This window comes from Actinacidiphila yanglinensis (assembly GCF_900107965.1).
GTDB lineage: Bacteria > Actinomycetota > Actinomycetes > Streptomycetales > Streptomycetaceae > Actinacidiphila > Actinacidiphila yanglinensis.
This window is the reverse complement of record NZ_FNVU01000006.1, coordinates 203,337-220,456: the sequence shown is the minus strand read 5'-3', so window position 1 is coordinate 220,456 and position 17,120 is coordinate 203,337. Positions and strand designations below refer to the sequence as shown.

Here is a 17,120-nt window from a genome sequence, read left to right as displayed (position 1 = left end):
GCGTCGTTCATGCGTCGATGTGCTGGCACTGCTCGGCGGCCGGGACCGTCCACACGGTCCCCGTGGCCTAGCGCATGCGGTTGTGCGTCTTGTCGCCGGGGCGGTTCGGCGGTCGGTTGTCGGCGGGCTGGGCCGCCGTCATGTGGTCGGCGAGGCCGTTCTTGACGCCGGCGAGGAAGGCCCCGATCTCCTCGGGGGTGTAGATGAGCGCGGGCCCGGCCGGGTCCGTCGACTGGCGGACGGCGACCCGGCCGTCGTTCAGCCGCTTCATCTCCACGCACTGCCCACCGCTGGTCCCGCTCCAGGGGCGTTCCCAGCCCCACTCGCCGAGTTCGGAGGCCGGCATCCCGTTGTAGATGCCGCCTTCGGTGGTGGTCATGCGTACTCCTTCCGCATGCGGTTCAAGAGCGCCTTGCTGTCACTGGTCGACGCCAGAAGGGACATCCGGTTGTGCGCTTCCAGGTGGGCGACCACGTCGGGCCGCTGATCGAAGTAGACCGATCCCGAGAGGAGTTCGGTGTAGACGACGTCGGGCAGTTCCGGTGCGTCGAACCGGAAGTAGGTGAAGGGGGCGAAGGCGCCCACGTGGGCGCCCACCGAGAACGGCACGACGTCGATGGTGACGGTGGGCAGCTCGGACGCCTCCAGCAGCCGGTCGATCTGCTCGCGCATCACCTCCGGGCCGCCGATGACGCGGTGCAGCACCGCCTCCTCCATCACGACCCACAGGGTGGGGGTGTCCGGCCGGTCCAGCAGGCTCTGCCGGCGCAGCCTCAGGTCCACCCGCCGTTCGAGGTCCTCGTCGCTCTCGTTGGGGAACCCCGCCCGCAGGACGCCGAGGGCGTAGCCGTGCGTCTGCAACAGCCCCGTGACGTAGTGCGGTTCATAGGTGCGCAGGGTCCGGGCGTCGCTCTCCAGGCTCACGTAGGCGGTGAACCAGCCGGGCAGCACATCGCGGTAGCTGTGCCACCAGCCCGGTCGGCCGGCCTGCTCGGCCAGGTCGAGGAATTCGGCGGTCTCCTGCGCGTCGGCGCCGTACGTCTGGAGGAGCTTCTCCACGTACGGCACCTTCAGGCCGACCTCGGCCTTCTCCATCCGGCGGATCGTCAGGGGCGCCACACGCAGCGCCCTCGCCGCGTCCTCCAGCGAGACCCCCACGCTCTCCCGCAGGTCCTTCAGCCGCCGGCCGAGGATCATGCGTAGCACGGTGGGAGCGCTCGTGCCGCCGCCGGGACGGGCTTCGCTCACGACCAACCTCCTGAGTGACTGTCACTGACACGGAACCCTACGGGAGTTGACCGAAGACGACAGTCGGAATTCAACGAGTTGAAAGTATCAGAGAGATGGTTGCGGCATGAAGGTGTCAACGAGCATAGTGTCAGGATGATCGGCTCCGGCGGCCACGCGTGTCCTTGCCCCCACCGCGCAACTCCTCCCGGAATTGGGGATATTGCGCGACCGGGTCAGTCGGCGGCCCATTCCGGGCCCCGTGCTCCGCACGCCCGCCCGTCGACGGAAGGCGACCCCGTGCCCCTTGCCACGTCCTATCCCTCCCCCCAACTCCTCGGCGGAGCAGCGCCCGACAGAGTCCACTGGCCCGAACTACCCCTCGGACTACCGGGTGTTGCCGCCGCGCGCTCGGCGACCGCCGCGTGGTTACGCGGGCAGGGGCTGGCCGGGGACGGCTGCGACGACGCGATCCTGGTGCTGTCCGAACTGGCCACCAACGCCCTCCTGCACACCGGGGAGGAGCGCTTCATGTGCTGTGTCGGGCTCACCGAGGACCGGTCGATCCACCTGGAGGTCCACGACCACGGCACCGCCGCGCGCCCGACCCCCGGACGTCCGGGGCTGGACGACGAGGGCGGGCGCGGGCTGGTGCTCATCCAGCTCGTCGCGAAGCGCTGGGGGGTGGAGCAGTCCGTCTTCACCAGCGGGAACGCGGTGTGGGCGAGGGTCGCCACCTGCTGATGCGCCGGACCCGGTGGACGGGGTCTCCACCGGGTCCGGGCGCCCGCGCGGGCATGGGGGTCCCGCGCGGGCGGGCCGCCGGGCCGGCCCACGGGGGAGCCGGCCGGGGGGCCGGCCGGGCCGGTCCGGCGTGCGAACCACCGGGCCGGCCCCGACGGGCGGCCGGGTCGGCCGGTACCGGCCGGGGGAAGTGCCGCCGCGTCAGCCGGTGAAGCTGTAGTGGGGTGTGGTGATCTGGCTGGTCTGCCGGTCTGCTGCCCGGTGTCGACGGTGATCACTTCGGGTGCGGCGGCGGCCGCGGACGCGGCGGGCGCCGACCGCGGCGGGGCGGGCGACCAGCCGAGCGCCGGCGCGGCGCAGGCCGCGACGCCCGCGGCACGGAACAGGGCACGCACGGCACCTCCTCTGCCGTCGGCCGTCCCTCGCCGTGCGCGCGGCTGCGGACGGGGGAACGCGTGGGGGCGTGCGGGCACGCGGGCGCGGCGGGAGGGACGTGCGGGTGGGGGGACGGAGGTGCGGGAACGGCTCGACCGCGCGGTCCTCGGGGGCCGGGCGGTGTTCCGTCACCGGTATGAATCCACGCCGGGCGAAGGGCCGTCACGACGGAAGGACGGCGTGAAGAGGTGCGGCCACCGGCCCGGCCGACCGCCCGCCGATGCCGTCACGCCTGCTCAACGCCGCGAAATCCGAGGGAAACCGCCGCGCACCCGGCGCCGTGCCGCGCCCCCGCGCTCCTACGCCGAGCCTGCGGCGCCGCCGCCGCCATACAGCCGCCCCCGGACAGCAGAACGTCCGGGTCGCAGTGGATCTCGACCCGGACGGGAGTGGAGCGATGATGTGTGTCCGAGGGGGGACTTGAACCCCCACGCCCGATAAAGGGCACTAGCACCTCAAGCTAGCGCGTCTGCCATTCCGCCACCCGGACGGGGTGTGTCACCACGGCGACGAGGCCGGGGCGACGAGGTAAACCATAGCAAAGATCCAGACCGGGAAATCACGGCCGCGGTCGCGGGCGGAGCAGGGCGGACGGCCGGTCCGGGCGGGGGCGGCGACGCGGGACCGGGGGCCGGCAGGGGTGGGAAGAGACGGGGTGACGAGGGAGGATGGGTGGGCATCGGTCGCGGTCGCCGCGGCGGGGAACCAGCGAGGAGACAGTGTGAGTGAGTCGGGGCCCGGAAGGGCGGAGAGCGGGAGGATCGCGGGCGAGGACGAGGTCGTCGACCTGTGCAGCGAACTGATCCGGATCGACACCAGCAACTACGGCGACCACTCCGGCCCGGGGGAGCGGGCCGCGGCGGAGTACGTCGCGGAGAAGCTCGCCGACGTGGGCCTCGCCCCGGAGATCTTCGAGTCGCACCCGGGCCGTGCGTCGACGGTGGTGCGGATCGAGGGCGAGGACCGCAGCAGGCCCGGGCTGCTCATCCACGGCCACCTGGACGTGGTCCCGGCGAACGCCGACGACTGGAGCCAGAATCCGTTCGGCGGGGAGGTGGTCGACGGCTGTGTATGGGGTCGCGGCGCGGTCGACATGAAGGACATGGACGCGATGACGCTCGCCGTGATCCGCGACCGGGTGCGCAGCGGGCGCAAGCCGCCGCGGGACGTCGTGCTGGCGTTCCTCGCCGACGAGGAGGCGGGCGGCACCTACGGCGCGCGGCACCTGGTGGACAACCACCCCGGGCTGTTCGAGGGCGTCACCGAGGCGATCGGCGAGGTGGGCGGCTTCTCCTTCACCGTCAACGAGAACCTGCGGCTGTACCTGGTGGAGACCGCAGAGAAGGGCATGCACTGGATGCGGCTCACCGTGGACGGCACGGCGGGCCACGGTTCGATGACCAACAAGGACAACGCGATCACCGAGCTGTGCGAGGCGGTCGGGCGGCTGGGCCGGCACCAGTTCCCGGTGCGGCTGACCAAGTCGGTGCGCGGCTTCCTCGACGAGTTGTCCGACGCGTTCGGGGTCGAGCTGGACCCGGAGGACATGGACGAGACGCTGGCCAGGCTCGGCGGCATCGCGCGCATGATCGGCACCACCCTGCGCAACACCGCCGCCCCGACCATGCTCGGTGCCGGCTACAAGGTGAACGTCATCCCCGGCCAGGCCACCGCGCACGTCGACGGGCGCTTCCTGCCCGGGTACGAGGAGGAGTTCCTGGCCGACCTGGACCGGGTGCTCGGCCCCCGGGTCAAGCGCGAGACGCTGCACTCCGACAAGGCGCTGGAGACCGACTTCGACGGTTCGCTGGTCGACGCGATGCGGGCCGCCCTGAAGGCGGAGGACCCGATCTCGCACACGGTGCCCTACATGCTCTCCGGCGGCACCGACGCCAAGTCCTTCTCCGACCTGGGTATCCGCTGCTTCGGGTTCGCCCCGCTGCAGCTGCCGCCCGAACTGGACTTCGCGGGGATGTTCCACGGGGTGGACGAGCGGGTGCCGGTGGACGGCCTGACGTTCGGGGTGCGCGTGCTGGACCACTTCCTCGACAACTGCTGAGCGTCACCCCCTTCGCCAGAGGTACGGCCGCGGACGTCAACTGCCCGCGGCCGTACTGCTGTCGAACGCTCGCTCGCCTGTGCCCGTGACGGTGTCCGGGATCGCCGGTACGAGTGAATGATCCGGAACATTCGTAGCTCTTTTCTCCTCCGGGCCGTTACGAGGGGTGTGGCCCGCGGCTTTGGGCCCACATTGGTCCCATTCAGGAGGAAATACATGATCAAGAAGGTCGTGGCCGCTGCGGCTGCCACCGGCGGCCTGCTGCTCGCCGGCGCGGGTCTGGCGTTCGCCGACTCCGGCGCCGAGGGTGCCGCCGTGGACTCTCCCGGCGTGGTCTCGGGCAACGTCATCGAGGTTCCGGTGCACGTGCCGGTGGACGTCTGCGGCGACACGGTGGACGTCATCGGGCTGCTCAACCCGGCCTTCGGGGACGGCTGCGCCAACGACTAAGAGCCGCCGCGGCCGTCTCTCGGCCGTGACGGCGGATCCCTCCCGCGCCCTGCCGCGGGAGAGGCCGGCCCCGGACGCCGACGGCGCTCCGGGGCCGCTCGCCATTTCCGGGGAAGGCGCGGGGCATGGGTGTTCCTGGCCGCTCTCCGGTGCACAGTCGCAACACATCTAGGGGAACGAAACTATGCGACAGGTTGCGAAGAAGAGCCTGCTCACCGTGGTGGCCGCCGGTGGAGTGCTGGCCGCCACCGGCGGTCTCGCCCATGCGGACGCGGGGGCGGCGGGGACCGCCTCCGGTTCGCCCGGCGTGGCGTCGGGCAACACCATCCAGGTCCCGCTGAACGTGCCGGTGAACGTCTGCGGCAACACCGTGGACGCGCTGGCCCTGCTGAACCCGGCGTTCGGCGACCGGTGCGGGAACGACTCGGGCCCGGGTACGCCGGTCACCACCGGCAACCCGGGCACGCCCGGGCACCCCGGAACGCCGGGTCACCCGGGCAAGCCCAGCCACCCGGGGAAGCCCAGCCACCCCGGGAAGCCGAGCCACCCGGGCAAGCCGAGCCACCCCGGGAAGCCGGGCCACCCGGGGAAGCCCGGTCACCCCGGGAAGCCCGGAAAGCCCTGTCACCCGGGCCACGGCGGCACCCCCGGCACCCCCGGCAATCCGGGCACGCCGAGCACTCCGAGTACGCCGAGCACTCCGTCCACCCCCGGATCCCCGAGCACCCCGGCCACCCCGGGAACGGGCACCACGGGCACCACCCCGAGCGGAGCCACCCCCGTCTCCCAGACGGGCACCACCGCTGACACCACCCCCACCCTCGCCCACACCGGCGCGGACGACATGGGGATGGTCGCGGGCGCGGCCGGCGCGCTGCTGCTCGGCGGCGCCCTGCTCTACCGCCGCGGGCGGGCCGCCCAGCGCTGAGCGCGGGCGGACACGGTCCCGCGGGAAGCCGGCCTGCCGGCCCCGCGGGGCACCACGCACCGCCGTGATCGCCGACGGGCCCGCAGCCGAACCGGCCGGGCCCGTCACCACGACCGCCCCGCGGCCGTGTCCCTCACCCCGTCGCGGCCGTGCCGTCAGGACACCCGCAGCGGCCCGGCGGGGCACCCGGATCGGGCAACGCGGGCCCCATCCGTCCCACCCGCAGGGTGGCCTTCCTCACCAGGTGGCCCGCATCTGGCGGATGATCCGGCGGCGCAGCCGCACCCGGCGGCTGCCGTCCGGGTACAGCCGGACCCGGTCCAGTTCCCAGTGCCTGTACTCCGCCTCGTCGGTCAGCAGGCGTGCCGCGTCCTTGCGCGAGGTTCCGCGCGGCACGTACATCTCTCTGAATTCGTATTCCGGCATCGCAATCTATTGTGCGGGCAACGCCCCTGTACGGATAGCGTCTGCTCCATGTCTGATGACGTGCAGCCCACCGTTGCCGAGGTCCGTGCCGCGGTAGAAGCGCTCAAAGCCGCGCTCGACCGCCACCTCGACGCGATCGAGAACCGTGCCGGGGACGACGACCCGTCCGTTTACACGGCCTTCGAAGCTCTGGCCTCGGCCGCCGAGTCGTACGACGAGCTGCTGTACGACAGGTACGACGAGGTGACGCCGTTCGAGGTGCCCGCGGGCGACGGGGCGCCGGAGTACGCCGGTCCCGAGGACCCCGAGGCGATCAGCGTGCTGATCCGCCGCGACTACACCGTGGTCGAGCCGGACCGGCTGTTCGCGCAGGCCAGAAGGGCCAGCGAGGGCGACGCGGAGGCCGGCGAGTCGATCAACGCGGCGGTCGCGGCGGTCTTCGGGGAGTACGAACCCGACGAGATCGCCCAACGGCACAAGGAGTTCGGCCTGGAGGAGGGCGACTCCACGCTGTGGGTCTGCGCGGCCGAGCCCACCGAGCCGGGGGAGTGGCTGGAGGCACCCTTCGACCAGGCCGACCCGCAGCTCGCGGTGTGCCGCTTCGACATGAGCGTGGTCTTCGAGGACGAGCTGAGCGCGCTCGACCCGGACTGAGCCGGCAGCGGACGGGGGACCCGACAGCGGCCGGGCGGGGGCGGGAGAGCCCGGCAGCCCCCCGCCGCCCGCCCGCGGCTACTCCGCCGCCAGCTCCCGCAGCACCGCCGCCAGCCGGGTCGTCCGCTCCTTCGCGACCGGCCCGGCCACGGCCGCGGCCAGCGCCTGGTCCGCGCCCTGGACCACCGACAGGTGCCGCTCACCGCGGCCGAAGGCGGTGTACACCCAGCCGCGGGTGAGCAGCGGGCCGGCGTCCCCCGGCACCACCACGACCGCCGCGGGCCAGCGGATGCCCGCCGCCTGGTGCCCGGTGACCGCCCAGCCGTGCCGCACCGTCCGCGCGACCTGCGCGCGGGGCACCAGGACCTGGCCGTCCTCGCCCGCCAGCCGCAGTCCGTCCGGCTCCGCGCCGACCACCGTGGCCGGATGCGTACGGCCCGGCGCCGGCACGTGCACCACCCGGTCGCCCGGGTCGAACCCGCCGAACCGGCCGGGGCCGGGGTTCAGCCGCTCCTTGAGCGCCGCGTTGAGCGCGCGGGTGCCGACCGGACCGCCGTGCGCGAGCGTGATCACCTGGGTCTGCTCCGGCGGCACCCCGAACGCCCGCGGCACCGAGTCCGCGACGAGCTGCACCGCGCGGTGCACGGCCTCGCCCGGGTCGCGGACCGGGACCACCACGACCTCCTTGCCCGGCGCGTCGACAGCAGCGAGCTCGCCGACAGCCACGCAGGAGGTCAACTCCCCGATGGGGCCCGGGTCGGGGGTGCGCGAGGTGACCCGCGGGCACGCCTTCGCGGCCAGCAGGTCGGCGAACGCGCGGCCCGGCCCGGCCGACCACAGGGTGTGCGGATCACCGCTGAGCACCAGCCGGGCGCCGTCCGGCACCGCCTCCACCAGGGTCGCGGCCTCCTCCACCGACAACTGCGGGGCGTCCAGCACCGCGAGCAGGTCGAGCGGGAGACTGCCGTCGGGGGCCCGGCCGCCCGCCAGCAGCCCCGCGACGGTCACCGCGCCCTCCTCGCCGATCCCCTCGGCCCGAGCCAGCCGGTGCCTGCCGCTGTCGGTGTACGCGGCCGCGTACGCGCGCAGGCCCGCCGCACGCGCTGCCGCGACCAGCGCGACCGGCTCCGCGCGGGCCGCCTCGCCGCCGGTGTGCAGCACCAGCCCGTTGGCGGTGGCGGCCCGGATCAGCTCGGCGGCGGACGGGGACGGCGCGGCGCCCGCGGCGGCCTCCCAGTCGGGCGAGACGTCCTCCGGGTCGCCCTCGAAGGAGCGCACCAGCCGCACGCAGCCGTCCGCCAGGCTCTCCTCGGCCAGGGCGTAGCGGTCCAGGCCGAACAGCAGCGGTACCGGCGCCTCCTCGGCGTCGGCGTCCTCGGCGTCCTCGGCCGGCTCCCGCGCCCCTTCGGGCTCCGCGCGGAAGACCAGCACCCGGCCCTCCTCGACGGCCGCGGCGAGCGCGGCGTCCGGCTCCGGGACGGCGTGGCGGGCCAGCGCCGCCCGCAGCGCGTCCCCGTCGAGCGCGGTGTGGCCCTGCTCGGCGGCCCGCTCCAGCACGTGGCCCACCAGGGCGCGCACCCGCCGCTCGTCGCCCGGCCCGACCTCCCCGCCCAGTACCGCCCGCGCGAAGGCGTCCACCTGCTCGACCGCCACCCGCACCCCGGGCAGGCCGAGCACGCCCCACGGGTCCTCCCGCACCAGGTCCGCGGCGCCCTCGCCCAGGGCCCGCACGACCGGCTCCGCGAGTTCCGCGGGCGCCCCGCCGCCGGCGAGCACCTGCCGGGCCGCCTCCACGGCGGCCGCGTCGAGCGGCGCCTGCCGCGCGGCGTCCTCGCGCCCGCGCCCGGGGGCGGCGCTGCCGCCCGTCCCGGCCGGTGGACGCGGGCCGCCCGCCGCGCCGTTCGCCGCCGAGGGGGTCCGCGCCGTCCTGGGGCGCGCTTCCGGGGCGGCCGGCTCGGGAGCGGCCCCGGCCTGGTCGCCCGCCTCCTTCCCCGGGTCCTCCTGCGCGTCCTCGGAGTCGGAGCCCGAGCCGGCTGCCTGCCCGTCGGCCGCGCGTGCGGCCGCGTCCGTGTCGCTGGAGCCGTCCTCCGCGGCCGTACCGGCCTCGTCCGCGGCCGTCTCCACCTCCGCGGTGACGGGCGCCGTCCCCGCCGCCTCGGCCGCTTCCAGGGCCTGGAGGCGCGCCGCCTCCTCGGCCATCGCCTCGCGGCGCTTGCGGCGGGCCTCGGCCGCGTCCCCGCGCGGCGCGGGCGCCGCGGGGTTGTCGCCCCGCTCGATGGACCGCATCGCGGCCGCCAGGCTCGCCAGGTCCGGCTTCCCGGCCGGGGCGGGGCGGGCGGCGGGCACCGCACCGCCTTCCGCGGATGCGGCGGGCCCGGCCGGCTCGGCAGGTGCGGCGGGCGCGGTCGGGCCGTCGGACGGGGTGGGGGTGGTCACGCTGGAAGCCTCCGTGGAGCGGATCGGCCGCGACTCGCGGAACTCAGAGAGTGGTCCAGTCGTGGTCCGGGTAGCGGTGCAGCGGCGCCGAGACGTCGTCAAGGGCCAGGCAGATCTCTTCCGGCAGCGTAAGGCCCTCCACCGACAGAGCGGCGGCGAGCTGCGCGGCGTTGCGCGCGCCGAGGATGGGAGCGGTCACCCCGGGCCGGTCGCGGACCCAGGCCAGGGCGACCTGCAGCGGCGAGACGGCCAGCCCGTCGGCCGCTATGGTCAGCGCGTCCACGATCAGCGCCGCGGTCTCGTCGAGGTACGGAGCGACGAACGCGGACATCTCGGCCGAACCGCCGCGGGAGTCCGCGGGCGTGCCGTTGCGGTACTTCCCGGTGAGCACGCCGCGCCCGAGCGGCGACGACGGCAGCAGTCCCACGCCGAGGTCGATCGCCGCGGGCAGCACCTCGCGCTCCACGCCGCGCTGGAGCAGCGAGTACTCCATCTGCGTGCTGGCCAGCGGGGTGCGCCCGGACGCCGCCAGCTGCCAGGAGGCGGCCTTGGCGAGCTGCCAGCCGCAGAAGTTGGACACCCCGACGTAGCGGGCCCGGCCGCTGCTGACCGCGACGTCGAGGGCGTGCAGCGTCTCCTCCATGGGGGTGCCCGCGTCGTACGCGTGCACCTGCCACAGGTCGACGTGGTCGGTGCCGAGCCGCTGGAGCGAGGCGTCGAGCGCGGCCAGCAGGTGGCCGCGGGAGGTGTCGAAGCGCCGGTCGGGGTCGGGCACACTGCCCGCCTTCGTGGCGATCACCAGGTCGGAGCGCGGCACCAGGTCCTCGATCAGCCGCCCGAGCAGGTACTCCGCGCCGCCGTCCGCGTAGACGTCCGCGGTGTCCACCAGCGACCCGCCCGCCTCCCAGAAGGACTTGAGCTGGTCGGCGGCGTCCCGCTCGCCCGTGTCGCGCCCCCAGGTGAGCGTGCCGAGTCCGAGCCGGGACACGCGCAGGCCGGTGCGGCCGAGATGCCTGTGCTCCATGACCGCTGAGGCTAGCGCCCGGCCCCGCAAATGGGGAGCAGTGACGTACCCGACAGGCGCGTTCGCCCGGACGAGGCGCTACAGTCCGGGGGGACAACGACGTTACTCGCCAGTACAAAGGGGAGCGGTATGCGGCTCGGGATCAACCTCGGCTACTGGGGCGCCGGCATGGACGCGGACAACCTCGCCGTCGCGCAGGAGGCCGACCGGCTCGGCTACTCCGTCTGCTGGGCCGCCGAGGCGTACGGCTCGGACGCCGCGACCGTGCTGGCGTGGGTGGCCGCGAAGACCGAGCGGATCGACGTCGGTTCGGCGATCTTCCAGATCCCGGCCCGCACCCCGGCCATGACCGCGATGACCGCCGCGACCCTGGACTCCCTGACCAAGGGCCGGTTCCGGCTGGGCATCGGCGTGTCCGGCCCGCAGGTCTCCGAGGGCTGGTACGGCGTCAAGTTCGACAAGCCGCTGGCCCGCACCCGCGAGTACGTCGAGATCGTCCGCAAGGCCATGTCCCGCGAGCGGCTGTCCTACGAGGGCGAGCACTGGACGCTGCCGCTGCCCGGCGGCCCCGGCAAGCCGCTGCGGCTGACCGTGCACCCGGAACGCCCGCACATCCCGCTCTACATCGCGGCGATCGGCCCGAAGAACCTGGAGCAGACCGGGGAGATCGCCGACGGCGCGCTGCTGATCTTCCCGTCCGCCGCGCACCTGGCGGACACCGCGATCCGCCCGCTGCGGGCCGGCCGGGAGAAGGCGGGGCTGACGATGGAGGGCTTCGACGTGTGCCCGACGCTGCCGCTGGCGCTCGGCTCCACCGCGGACCTGCCGAAACTGGCCGACGCCTTCCGGCCGTACACCGCGCTGTACGTCGGCGGGATGGGCAGCCGCAAGCAGAACTTCTACAACCAGCTGGCCGGGCGGATGGGGTACGAAGCGCAGGCCGCGGACATCCAGGAGAAGTACCTCGCCGGGGACAAGGACGCGGCCGCCGCCGCGGTGCCCCAGGAACTCATCGACTCCACCAGCCTGTTGGGTCCGGTGGAGCGGATCGCGGACCGGATGGCGGAGTACGCCGCCGCCGGCGTCACCACGCTCACCCTCGCGCCCTCCGGCTTCACCCTGGAGGAGCGGGTCGCCGGACTGCGGGCGGGAGTCGAGGCGCTCACGAAGGCGGGCCTGGGCTGACACCGGGCCCCTGGGCCCCTGGGCGTGCCGGCCCTGCCGGGCCGCCGCCCCGCCGGATCAGCCGGCGGGAACGAGGCGGCCCAGCAGGCGGCCGAAGTCGATCAGACGCGCTATCTGGCCGGGTCCGCCGTCGTCGAGGGACTTGCTGAACCGGAAGGACTCGGGCTTGAACTTGGCCGAGGCCACGGGCAGCGGCGCCTCGGGATCGGCCTGGACCGCGGTGAGTTCGTGCGGCATCGCGGTGGCCAGGACGAGGTAGACCCCGCGGTCGATGCGGCGCCCGCGCTCGTCGCGCCCGACGAGCGTGCGCATGCCGACATGGCCGATCGAGTCCAGCGGCAGCACTTGCACGGAGGAGTCCAGCACGGTGCCGCCGGGAGCCTTCGCGTCGGCCAACTCCTCGCTGTGCCACAGGATCAGCCGCCGCCCGTCGCAGATCGCCGCCTCCTGCCACACCGACGCCCCGGCCTCCGTCAGGTCGACCACCCGCTCCAGCGTGAAGCCCCGCACCCGGCGGCGCCCGAGCACCCCCTCGATCGCGTCCATCGCGATGTCCGGGTGCAGGAAGTACACCCCCGCGGCGTCCTCCAGCCGGGCGTAAGGAGACCAGTCCGCTCCCGCGGCACCCGCGCCCGTCTCCGTCATCGGGCGGCTCCTCGTCGCCTTGCTGAACATCTCCACCTGCTTCACGGTCCCGGCATTACCGGGCCGTCTCGACCCGACCCCTGCTGCACCTTACCCACGGGGAGTGACAGGCAGGGACCTGACCGCGAGGACAAGCAAACCGTAAGAGACGCCCGGACGCACGACCCGTGCACGGCATGGGAGCCGGCGGGCAACTCGCCGCCAGGGACCGGCAAACCACCGGCGGCCGGGGGCAAAAAGCAGCGAAACGGCTGAGATCTCGCCACGCCGGCCCGCCATTGGTCCGGCGCCGGTCCGGCACCGGTCTGTACTGGGTCGCCTCTCGTCTCCTCGGACCCCGCCCCGATCGACCCCGACCCGCGCCGGCGGGCGTGACCCGCCACCCGCCCGCAGGCAGAAAAACAGCGGCCGTGGTGGGGGCTCGGGGGGATCCTCCCCGCCACGGCCGTCACCCAGCACAACGCGCGTTCCCGCGAGGGGTTACGGTGGCGGGCATGCCCACCGTGATCCTCGTCCGGCACGGCCGTTCGACCGCCAACACCGACGGAGTACTGGCCGGCTGGAGCCCCGGTGTCGCCCTCGACGACACCGGCCGCGCCCAGGCCACCGCCCTCGCCGCCCGGCTCGCCGCCCTCCCGCTGGCCGCCGTCGTCTGCAGCCCGCTGCAGCGCTGCCAGGAGACCGTCGGCCCGCTGCTCGCCACCCGGCCCGAACTCCCGCTGCACACCGACGAGCGGGTCGGCGAGTGCCACTACGGCGACTGGACCGGTCGGAAGATCAGCGAGCTGGCCGAGGAACCGCTGTGGGCCACGGTGCAACGGCACCCGGCCGCCGCGGTCTTCCCCGGCGCCGAGGGCGAGTCGCTGCGCGCGATGCAGGCGCGCGCGGTCGACGCGGTACGGGACTGGAACGACCGGATCGAGGCCGAGCACGGCCCGGACGCGCTCTACGTGATCTGCTCGCACGGCGACGTCATCAAGGCGCTGGCCGCCGACGCGCTCGGCATGCACCTCGACCTCTTCCAGCGGATCAGCACCGACCCCTGCTCGGTCACCGTCGTCCGCTACACCCCGCACCGCCCGTTCCTGCTGCGGCTCGGTGACACCGGCGACCTCACCGCGCTGATCCCGCCGCCGCCGTCCAAGGACGCCGACGCCGAGGCCGCCGGTCCGGCCGGAGCCGCCGACGCGGCGCGTTCGAAGGGCGGGCTGGACGCGGGGGACGCGGTGGTCGGCGGTTCGACCGGCACTCCGTGATCAGCTTCCGCAGTAGGGTGGATGACCGGCGGCCCGTGCCCTGAACACCGCCCGCGGCGCGGTCCGGCCGCGACACCAGCCCAGCAGCAGCCAAGCACCAGTTCAATCGATCGAGTCGAGCAAACGGAGCAAGACGTGCCCCGTCAGGTCTTCTTCTACGAACACCCGGAACGCTTCGTCGCCGGGACCGTCGGCCAGCCGGGCCAGCGGACGTTCTTCCTTCAGGCCACGGCCCTGGGCCGGACCACCAGCGTGGCGCTGGAGAAGACCCAGGTGGCCGCGCTCGCCGAGCGGGTCGACGAGCTCCTCGACGAGGTGGTGCGCCGGACCGGCGGGAACGCCCCGGTGCCCGCCGTCGCCCCTACCGAGCTGTTCGACACCGCCCCGCTGGAGGTGCCGGTCGAGGAGGAGTTCCGGGTCGGCACCATGGCGCTGGCCTGGGACGGCGCCCGCGAGCGGATGGTGATCGAGGCGCAGGCCCTGGTCGAGCTGGTCGGCGAGGACGAGGAGGACCTCGAGGCCGCCGAGGAGGAGCTGCTCCAGGACGACGAGAACGGCCCGCCGCTGCTGCGGGTGCTGCTGTCCGGGGCCCAGGCCCGCTCGTTCGCCAAGCGCGCGCTCGACGTGGTCTCCGCCGGTCGCCCGCCCTGCCCGCTGTGCAGCCTGCCCCTGGACCCGGAAGGACACGTATGCCCGCGCCAGAACGGGTACCGGAGGTCGGCCTGACCACCGGGACGCAGCCGGCGGCGGACCCGCGCGACATCGAGGCGCTGCTGCACGGCGAGCTGACCGTGCGCGGCCAGATCCGTGATGCGTCCAACGCCGTGCTGTACTGCGAGAGCACCCACCAGGGCCGCACCGTCACCTGCGTCTACAAGCCGGTCCGGGGCGAGCGCCCGCTGTGGGACTTCCCCGACGGCACCCTCGCCGAGCGGGAGGTCGCCGCGTACCTCGTCTCCGAGGCCACCGGCTGGGGCCTGGTGCCGCCCACCGTGCTCCGCGACGGGCCGTACGGCGAGGGCATGGTGCAGCTGTGGATCGAGTCGGCGGAGTCCGTCGAGGATGACGACGGCGATGACGCTTCCGCCGGCAACGGCGACTCCGGCGACAACGGCAACGACGACGCTGCCGGCAACGACGCCGACTCCGCCGGGGAGGGCCCGGGTGCGCTGCTCGCGCTGACCGAGGACACCGAGCCCGCGCCGGGCTGGAAGGCCGTCGTCGAGGCCCAACTCGAAGGCGGCGGCCGGGCCTTGCTCGTCCACGCCGACGACATACGCCTGCGGCGGCTCGCGGTCCTCGACGCCGTGCTGAACAACGCCGACCGCAAGGGCGGCCACTTCCTCCCCACCGCCGACGGACGGCTCTACGGCATCGACCACGGGGTGACCTTCCACACCGACGACAAGCTGCGCACGCTGCTGTGGGGGTGGGCGGGCGAGCCCCTTCCCGACGACGCCGTCGCGGTCCTCGGCAAGCTGGCCGCCGACCTGTCCGGTGCTCTCGGCGAGCAACTGGCCGGCCTGCTCACGCCGGCCGAGACGTCCGCCCTGCGGGCCCGCGTGCAGCGGCTCCTGGAGGGCGGCGTGCACCCGGCCCCCTCCGGCGACTGGCCCTCCATCCCCTGGCCCCCGGTCTGACGGGAGCCGGTCAGGAAGCCGCCCGCAGGGCCCTCGGAAGGCCCGCCCGCGCGGCCGACCCCGCCCACCGGGAGTGGGCACCCACCAGCCCGGTTACCCTCATCTCATGCATGCCTGGCCAGCTTCCGACGTCCCCGCCCTCCCGGGCACCGGACGCCCCCTCCGTCTGCACGACACGTCGACCGGTGGACCGGTGTCCATCGACCCCGGTCCGGTCGCCCGCATCTACGTCTGCGGGATCACGCCGTACGACGCCACCCACATGGGGCACGCGGCGACGTACAACGCGTTCGATCTCGTGCAGCGGGTGTGGCTCGACACCAAGCGCCAGGTCCAGTACGTGCAGAACGTGACGGACGTCGACGACCCGCTGCTGGAGCGCGCGGCGGACACCGGCGAGGACTGGACGGCGCTCGCCGAGCGCGAGACCGCCCTGTTCCGCGAGGACATGACCGCGCTGCGGCTGCTTCCGCCGGCCCACTACATCGGCGCCGTCGAGGCCATACCCGGGATCGTGCCGCTGATCGAGCGGCTGCGGGAGATGGGCGCGGCGTACGACGTCGAGGGCGACGTGTACTTCTCGGTCGAGACCGACCCGCACTTCGGCGCGGTGTCCGGGCTGGACGCGGCGGCGATGCGGCTGCTCGCCGCCGAGCGGGGCGGCGACCCGGAGCGCCCGGGCAAGAAGAACCCGCTCGACCCGATGCTGTGGCGCACCCGGCGGGAGGGGGAGCCGAGCTGGGACGGCGCGTCCCTCGGGCCCGGCCGGCCCGGCTGGCACATCGAGTGCGTCGCGATCGCCCTCGACCACCTCGGGATGGGCTTCGACGTCCAGGGCGGCGGCTCCGACCTCGCCTTCCCGCACCACGAGATGGGCGCGTCGCACGCGCAGGTGCTCACGGGGGAGTACCCGTACGCGAAGGCGTACGTCCACGCGGGGATGGTCGCGCTCGACGGCGAGAAGATGTCCAAGTCGCGGGGCAACCTGGTGTTCGTCTCCACGCTGCGGCGGGAGGGGGTCGACCCGGCGGCCATCCGGCTGGCGCTTCTCGCGCACCACTACCGGGCGGACTGGGAGTGGACCGACGCGGTGCTCTCCGAGGCGGTGGAGCGGCTCGGGCGTTGGCGCGCCGCCGTCTCGCGGCCCGACGGGCCGTCCGCGGAGGGGCTTCTCGCGGAGGTTCGGGAGGCGCTCGCGGATGATCTTGATGCGCCTCGCGCGCTTGCTGCGGTCGACGCGTGGGTGGCCTTGCAGGCGGCTGACGGGGGGACGGACACCGGTGCGCCCGGGTTGGTCTCCCGCACCGTCGACGCCCTCCTCGGCGTAGCCCTCTAGCGGGCGGCGGTCCCCTCCCCGGGGCGGGGTGCCCTCACGGGCGGAGGGTGCGCATCCCTGGGCGGGGTGCCCTTGCGGGCGGAGGGTGCGTCGCCACCGGCCGGTGGTTCGTGGACTTCGCCGCGAGGGCTGGGCGTGCGGGTCCGTGGCTGCGCCGTGCTGGTTGGCCGCGCAGTTCCCCGCGCCCCCAAGGGGGCACCCCTCAGCGGTGAGGGTGCCCTGTCCCCGGGGCGGGGTTGCCCTTGCGGGCGGAGGGTGCGCATCCCTGGGCGGGGTGCCCTTGCGTGCGACGGCACCCATCAGGGGCGCGGGGAACTGCGCGAGCAACCGGCCACCGGCCGGTCGTCCGAGCACTCGCCGCAGGGGCTGGGCCTGCGGGCCCCTGGCTGCGCCGCGAGGGCTGAGCGCGCAGTTCCCCGCGCCCCCAAGGGGGCACCCCTCAGCGGTGAGGGTGCCCTGTCCCCGGGGCGGGGTTGCCCTTGCGGGCGGAGGGTGCGCATCCCTGGGCGGGGTGCCCTTGCGTGCGACGGCACCCATCAGGGGCGCGGGGAACTGCGCGAGCAACCGGCCACCGGCCGGTCGTCCGAGCACTCGCCGCAGGGGCTGGGCCTGCGGGCCCCTGGCTGCGCCGCGAGGGCTGAGCGCGCAGTTCCCCGCGCCCCCAAGGGGGCACCC

16 protein-coding genes and 1 tRNA gene are annotated in these 17,120 nt (G+C 74.4%); 10 read left to right on the top strand and 7 right to left on the bottom strand.

What is annotated here, in order from left to right; translation table 11 throughout:
• Positions 1-67: 67 nt before the first annotated feature.
• Positions 68-379 (bottom strand): DUF397 domain-containing protein, encoded by a 312-nt coding sequence (locus C4U44_RS15995; protein ID WP_103886465.1) that lies wholly within the window; start codon positions 377-379, stop codon positions 68-70.
• Positions 376-1,248, bottom strand: coding sequence for a helix-turn-helix domain-containing protein (locus tag C4U44_RS15990; protein WP_103886464.1), 873 nt, complete (start codon positions 1,246-1,248; stop codon positions 376-378). Before C4U44_RS15990 ends, C4U44_RS15995 begins: the two co-directional genes overlap by 4 nt.
• A 279-nt stretch (positions 1,249-1,527) precedes the next feature.
• Here C4U44_RS15990 and C4U44_RS15985 point away from each other — a divergent pair, with 279 nt between their 5' ends.
• Positions 1,528-1,971, top strand: coding sequence for an ATP-binding protein (locus tag C4U44_RS15985; protein ID WP_160145042.1), 444 nt, complete (start codon positions 1,528-1,530; stop codon positions 1,969-1,971).
• An 840-nt stretch (positions 1,972-2,811) separates the two neighbouring features.
• On the opposite strand, the gene C4U44_RS15980 is transcribed toward C4U44_RS15985, so the two are convergent.
• Positions 2,812-2,896 (bottom strand) — tRNA-Leu (locus C4U44_RS15980).
• 231 nt (positions 2,897-3,127) lie between these two features.
• Here C4U44_RS15980 and C4U44_RS15970 point away from each other — a divergent pair.
• The 3 genes from C4U44_RS15970 (at position 3,128) to C4U44_RS15960 (ending at position 5,843) form a co-directional block, all read left to right on the top strand.
• The gene (locus C4U44_RS15970; RefSeq protein ID WP_103886461.1) at positions 3,128-4,465 is read left to right on the top strand and encodes a M20/M25/M40 family metallo-hydrolase; all 1,338 of its coding nucleotides are present in this window, start codon (positions 3,128-3,130) and stop codon (positions 4,463-4,465) included.
• A gap of 216 nt (positions 4,466-4,681) precedes the next feature.
• Complete coding sequence (locus C4U44_RS15965; protein WP_103886460.1) at positions 4,682-4,915, top strand: chaplin; 234 nt, start codon at positions 4,682-4,684, stop codon at positions 4,913-4,915.
• Positions 4,916-5,099: 184 nt separating this feature from the next.
• The gene (locus C4U44_RS15960) at positions 5,100-5,843 is read left to right on the top strand and encodes a chaplin (RefSeq protein WP_103886459.1); all 744 of its coding nucleotides are present in this window, start codon (positions 5,100-5,102) and stop codon (positions 5,841-5,843) included.
• A 237-nt stretch (positions 5,844-6,080) separates the two neighbouring features.
• Here C4U44_RS15960 and C4U44_RS15955 read toward each other — a convergent pair whose 3' ends face one another.
• Complete coding sequence (locus C4U44_RS15955) at positions 6,081-6,269, bottom strand: DUF5703 family protein (protein ID WP_103886458.1); 189 nt, start codon at positions 6,267-6,269, stop codon at positions 6,081-6,083.
• Positions 6,270-6,317: 48 nt separating this feature from the next.
• Between C4U44_RS15955 and C4U44_RS15950 the strand changes: the two genes are divergently transcribed.
• Positions 6,318-6,923: a hypothetical protein gene (locus C4U44_RS15950; RefSeq protein WP_103886457.1), complete on the top strand. Its 606-nt coding sequence runs from the start codon at positions 6,318-6,320 to the stop codon at positions 6,921-6,923.
• A 78-nt stretch (positions 6,924-7,001) separates the two neighbouring features.
• On the opposite strand, the gene C4U44_RS15945 is transcribed toward C4U44_RS15950, so the two are convergent.
• Both C4U44_RS15945 and C4U44_RS15940 read right to left on the bottom strand, forming a co-directional pair.
• Complete coding sequence (locus C4U44_RS15945) at positions 7,002-9,359, bottom strand: helix-hairpin-helix domain-containing protein (RefSeq protein ID WP_407642839.1); 2,358 nt, start codon at positions 9,357-9,359, stop codon at positions 7,002-7,004.
• A gap of 43 nt (positions 9,360-9,402) precedes the next feature.
• A complete protein-coding gene (locus tag C4U44_RS15940) occupies positions 9,403-10,383 on the bottom strand; it encodes an aldo/keto reductase (RefSeq protein ID WP_103886456.1) in 981 nt (326 codons plus the stop codon).
• A 129-nt stretch (positions 10,384-10,512) separates the two neighbouring features.
• On the opposite strand from C4U44_RS15940, the gene C4U44_RS15935 reads away from it, so the two are divergent.
• Entirely contained in the window at positions 10,513-11,568 is a 1,056-nt protein-coding gene (locus C4U44_RS15935) for an LLM class F420-dependent oxidoreductase (RefSeq protein WP_103886455.1), read from the top strand.
• 57 nt (positions 11,569-11,625) lie between these two features.
• Here C4U44_RS15935 and C4U44_RS15930 read toward each other — a convergent pair whose 3' ends face one another.
• The gene (locus C4U44_RS15930) at positions 11,626-12,213 is read right to left on the bottom strand and encodes a hypothetical protein (RefSeq protein WP_235032120.1); all 588 of its coding nucleotides are present in this window, start codon (positions 12,211-12,213) and stop codon (positions 11,626-11,628) included.
• A gap of 494 nt (positions 12,214-12,707) precedes the next feature.
• Here C4U44_RS15930 and C4U44_RS15925 point away from each other — a divergent pair, with 494 nt between their 5' ends.
• The 4 genes from C4U44_RS15925 to mshC all read left to right on the top strand — a co-directional run bounded on the left by C4U44_RS15925 (position 12,708) and on the right by mshC (position 16,445).
• The gene (locus C4U44_RS15925; protein ID WP_103886454.1) at positions 12,708-13,469 is read left to right on the top strand and encodes a histidine phosphatase family protein; all 762 of its coding nucleotides are present in this window, start codon (positions 12,708-12,710) and stop codon (positions 13,467-13,469) included.
• Positions 13,470-13,604: 135 nt separating this feature from the next.
• Positions 13,605-14,195, top strand: coding sequence for a DUF3090 domain-containing protein (locus C4U44_RS15920; RefSeq protein WP_103886453.1), 591 nt, complete (start codon positions 13,605-13,607; stop codon positions 14,193-14,195).
• On the top strand, positions 14,159-15,109 hold the full coding sequence (locus tag C4U44_RS15915) for an SCO1664 family protein (RefSeq protein WP_103886452.1): 951 nt from the start codon (positions 14,159-14,161) through the stop codon (positions 15,107-15,109). The genes C4U44_RS15920 and C4U44_RS15915 overlap by 37 nt, the downstream gene beginning before the upstream one ends.
• Before the next feature lie 106 nt (positions 15,110-15,215).
• A complete protein-coding gene (gene mshC, locus C4U44_RS15910; RefSeq protein WP_103886451.1) occupies positions 15,216-16,445 on the top strand; it encodes a cysteine--1-D-myo-inosityl 2-amino-2-deoxy-alpha-D-glucopyranoside ligase in 1,230 nt (409 codons plus the stop codon).
• Positions 16,446-17,120: the final 675 nt, after the last annotated feature.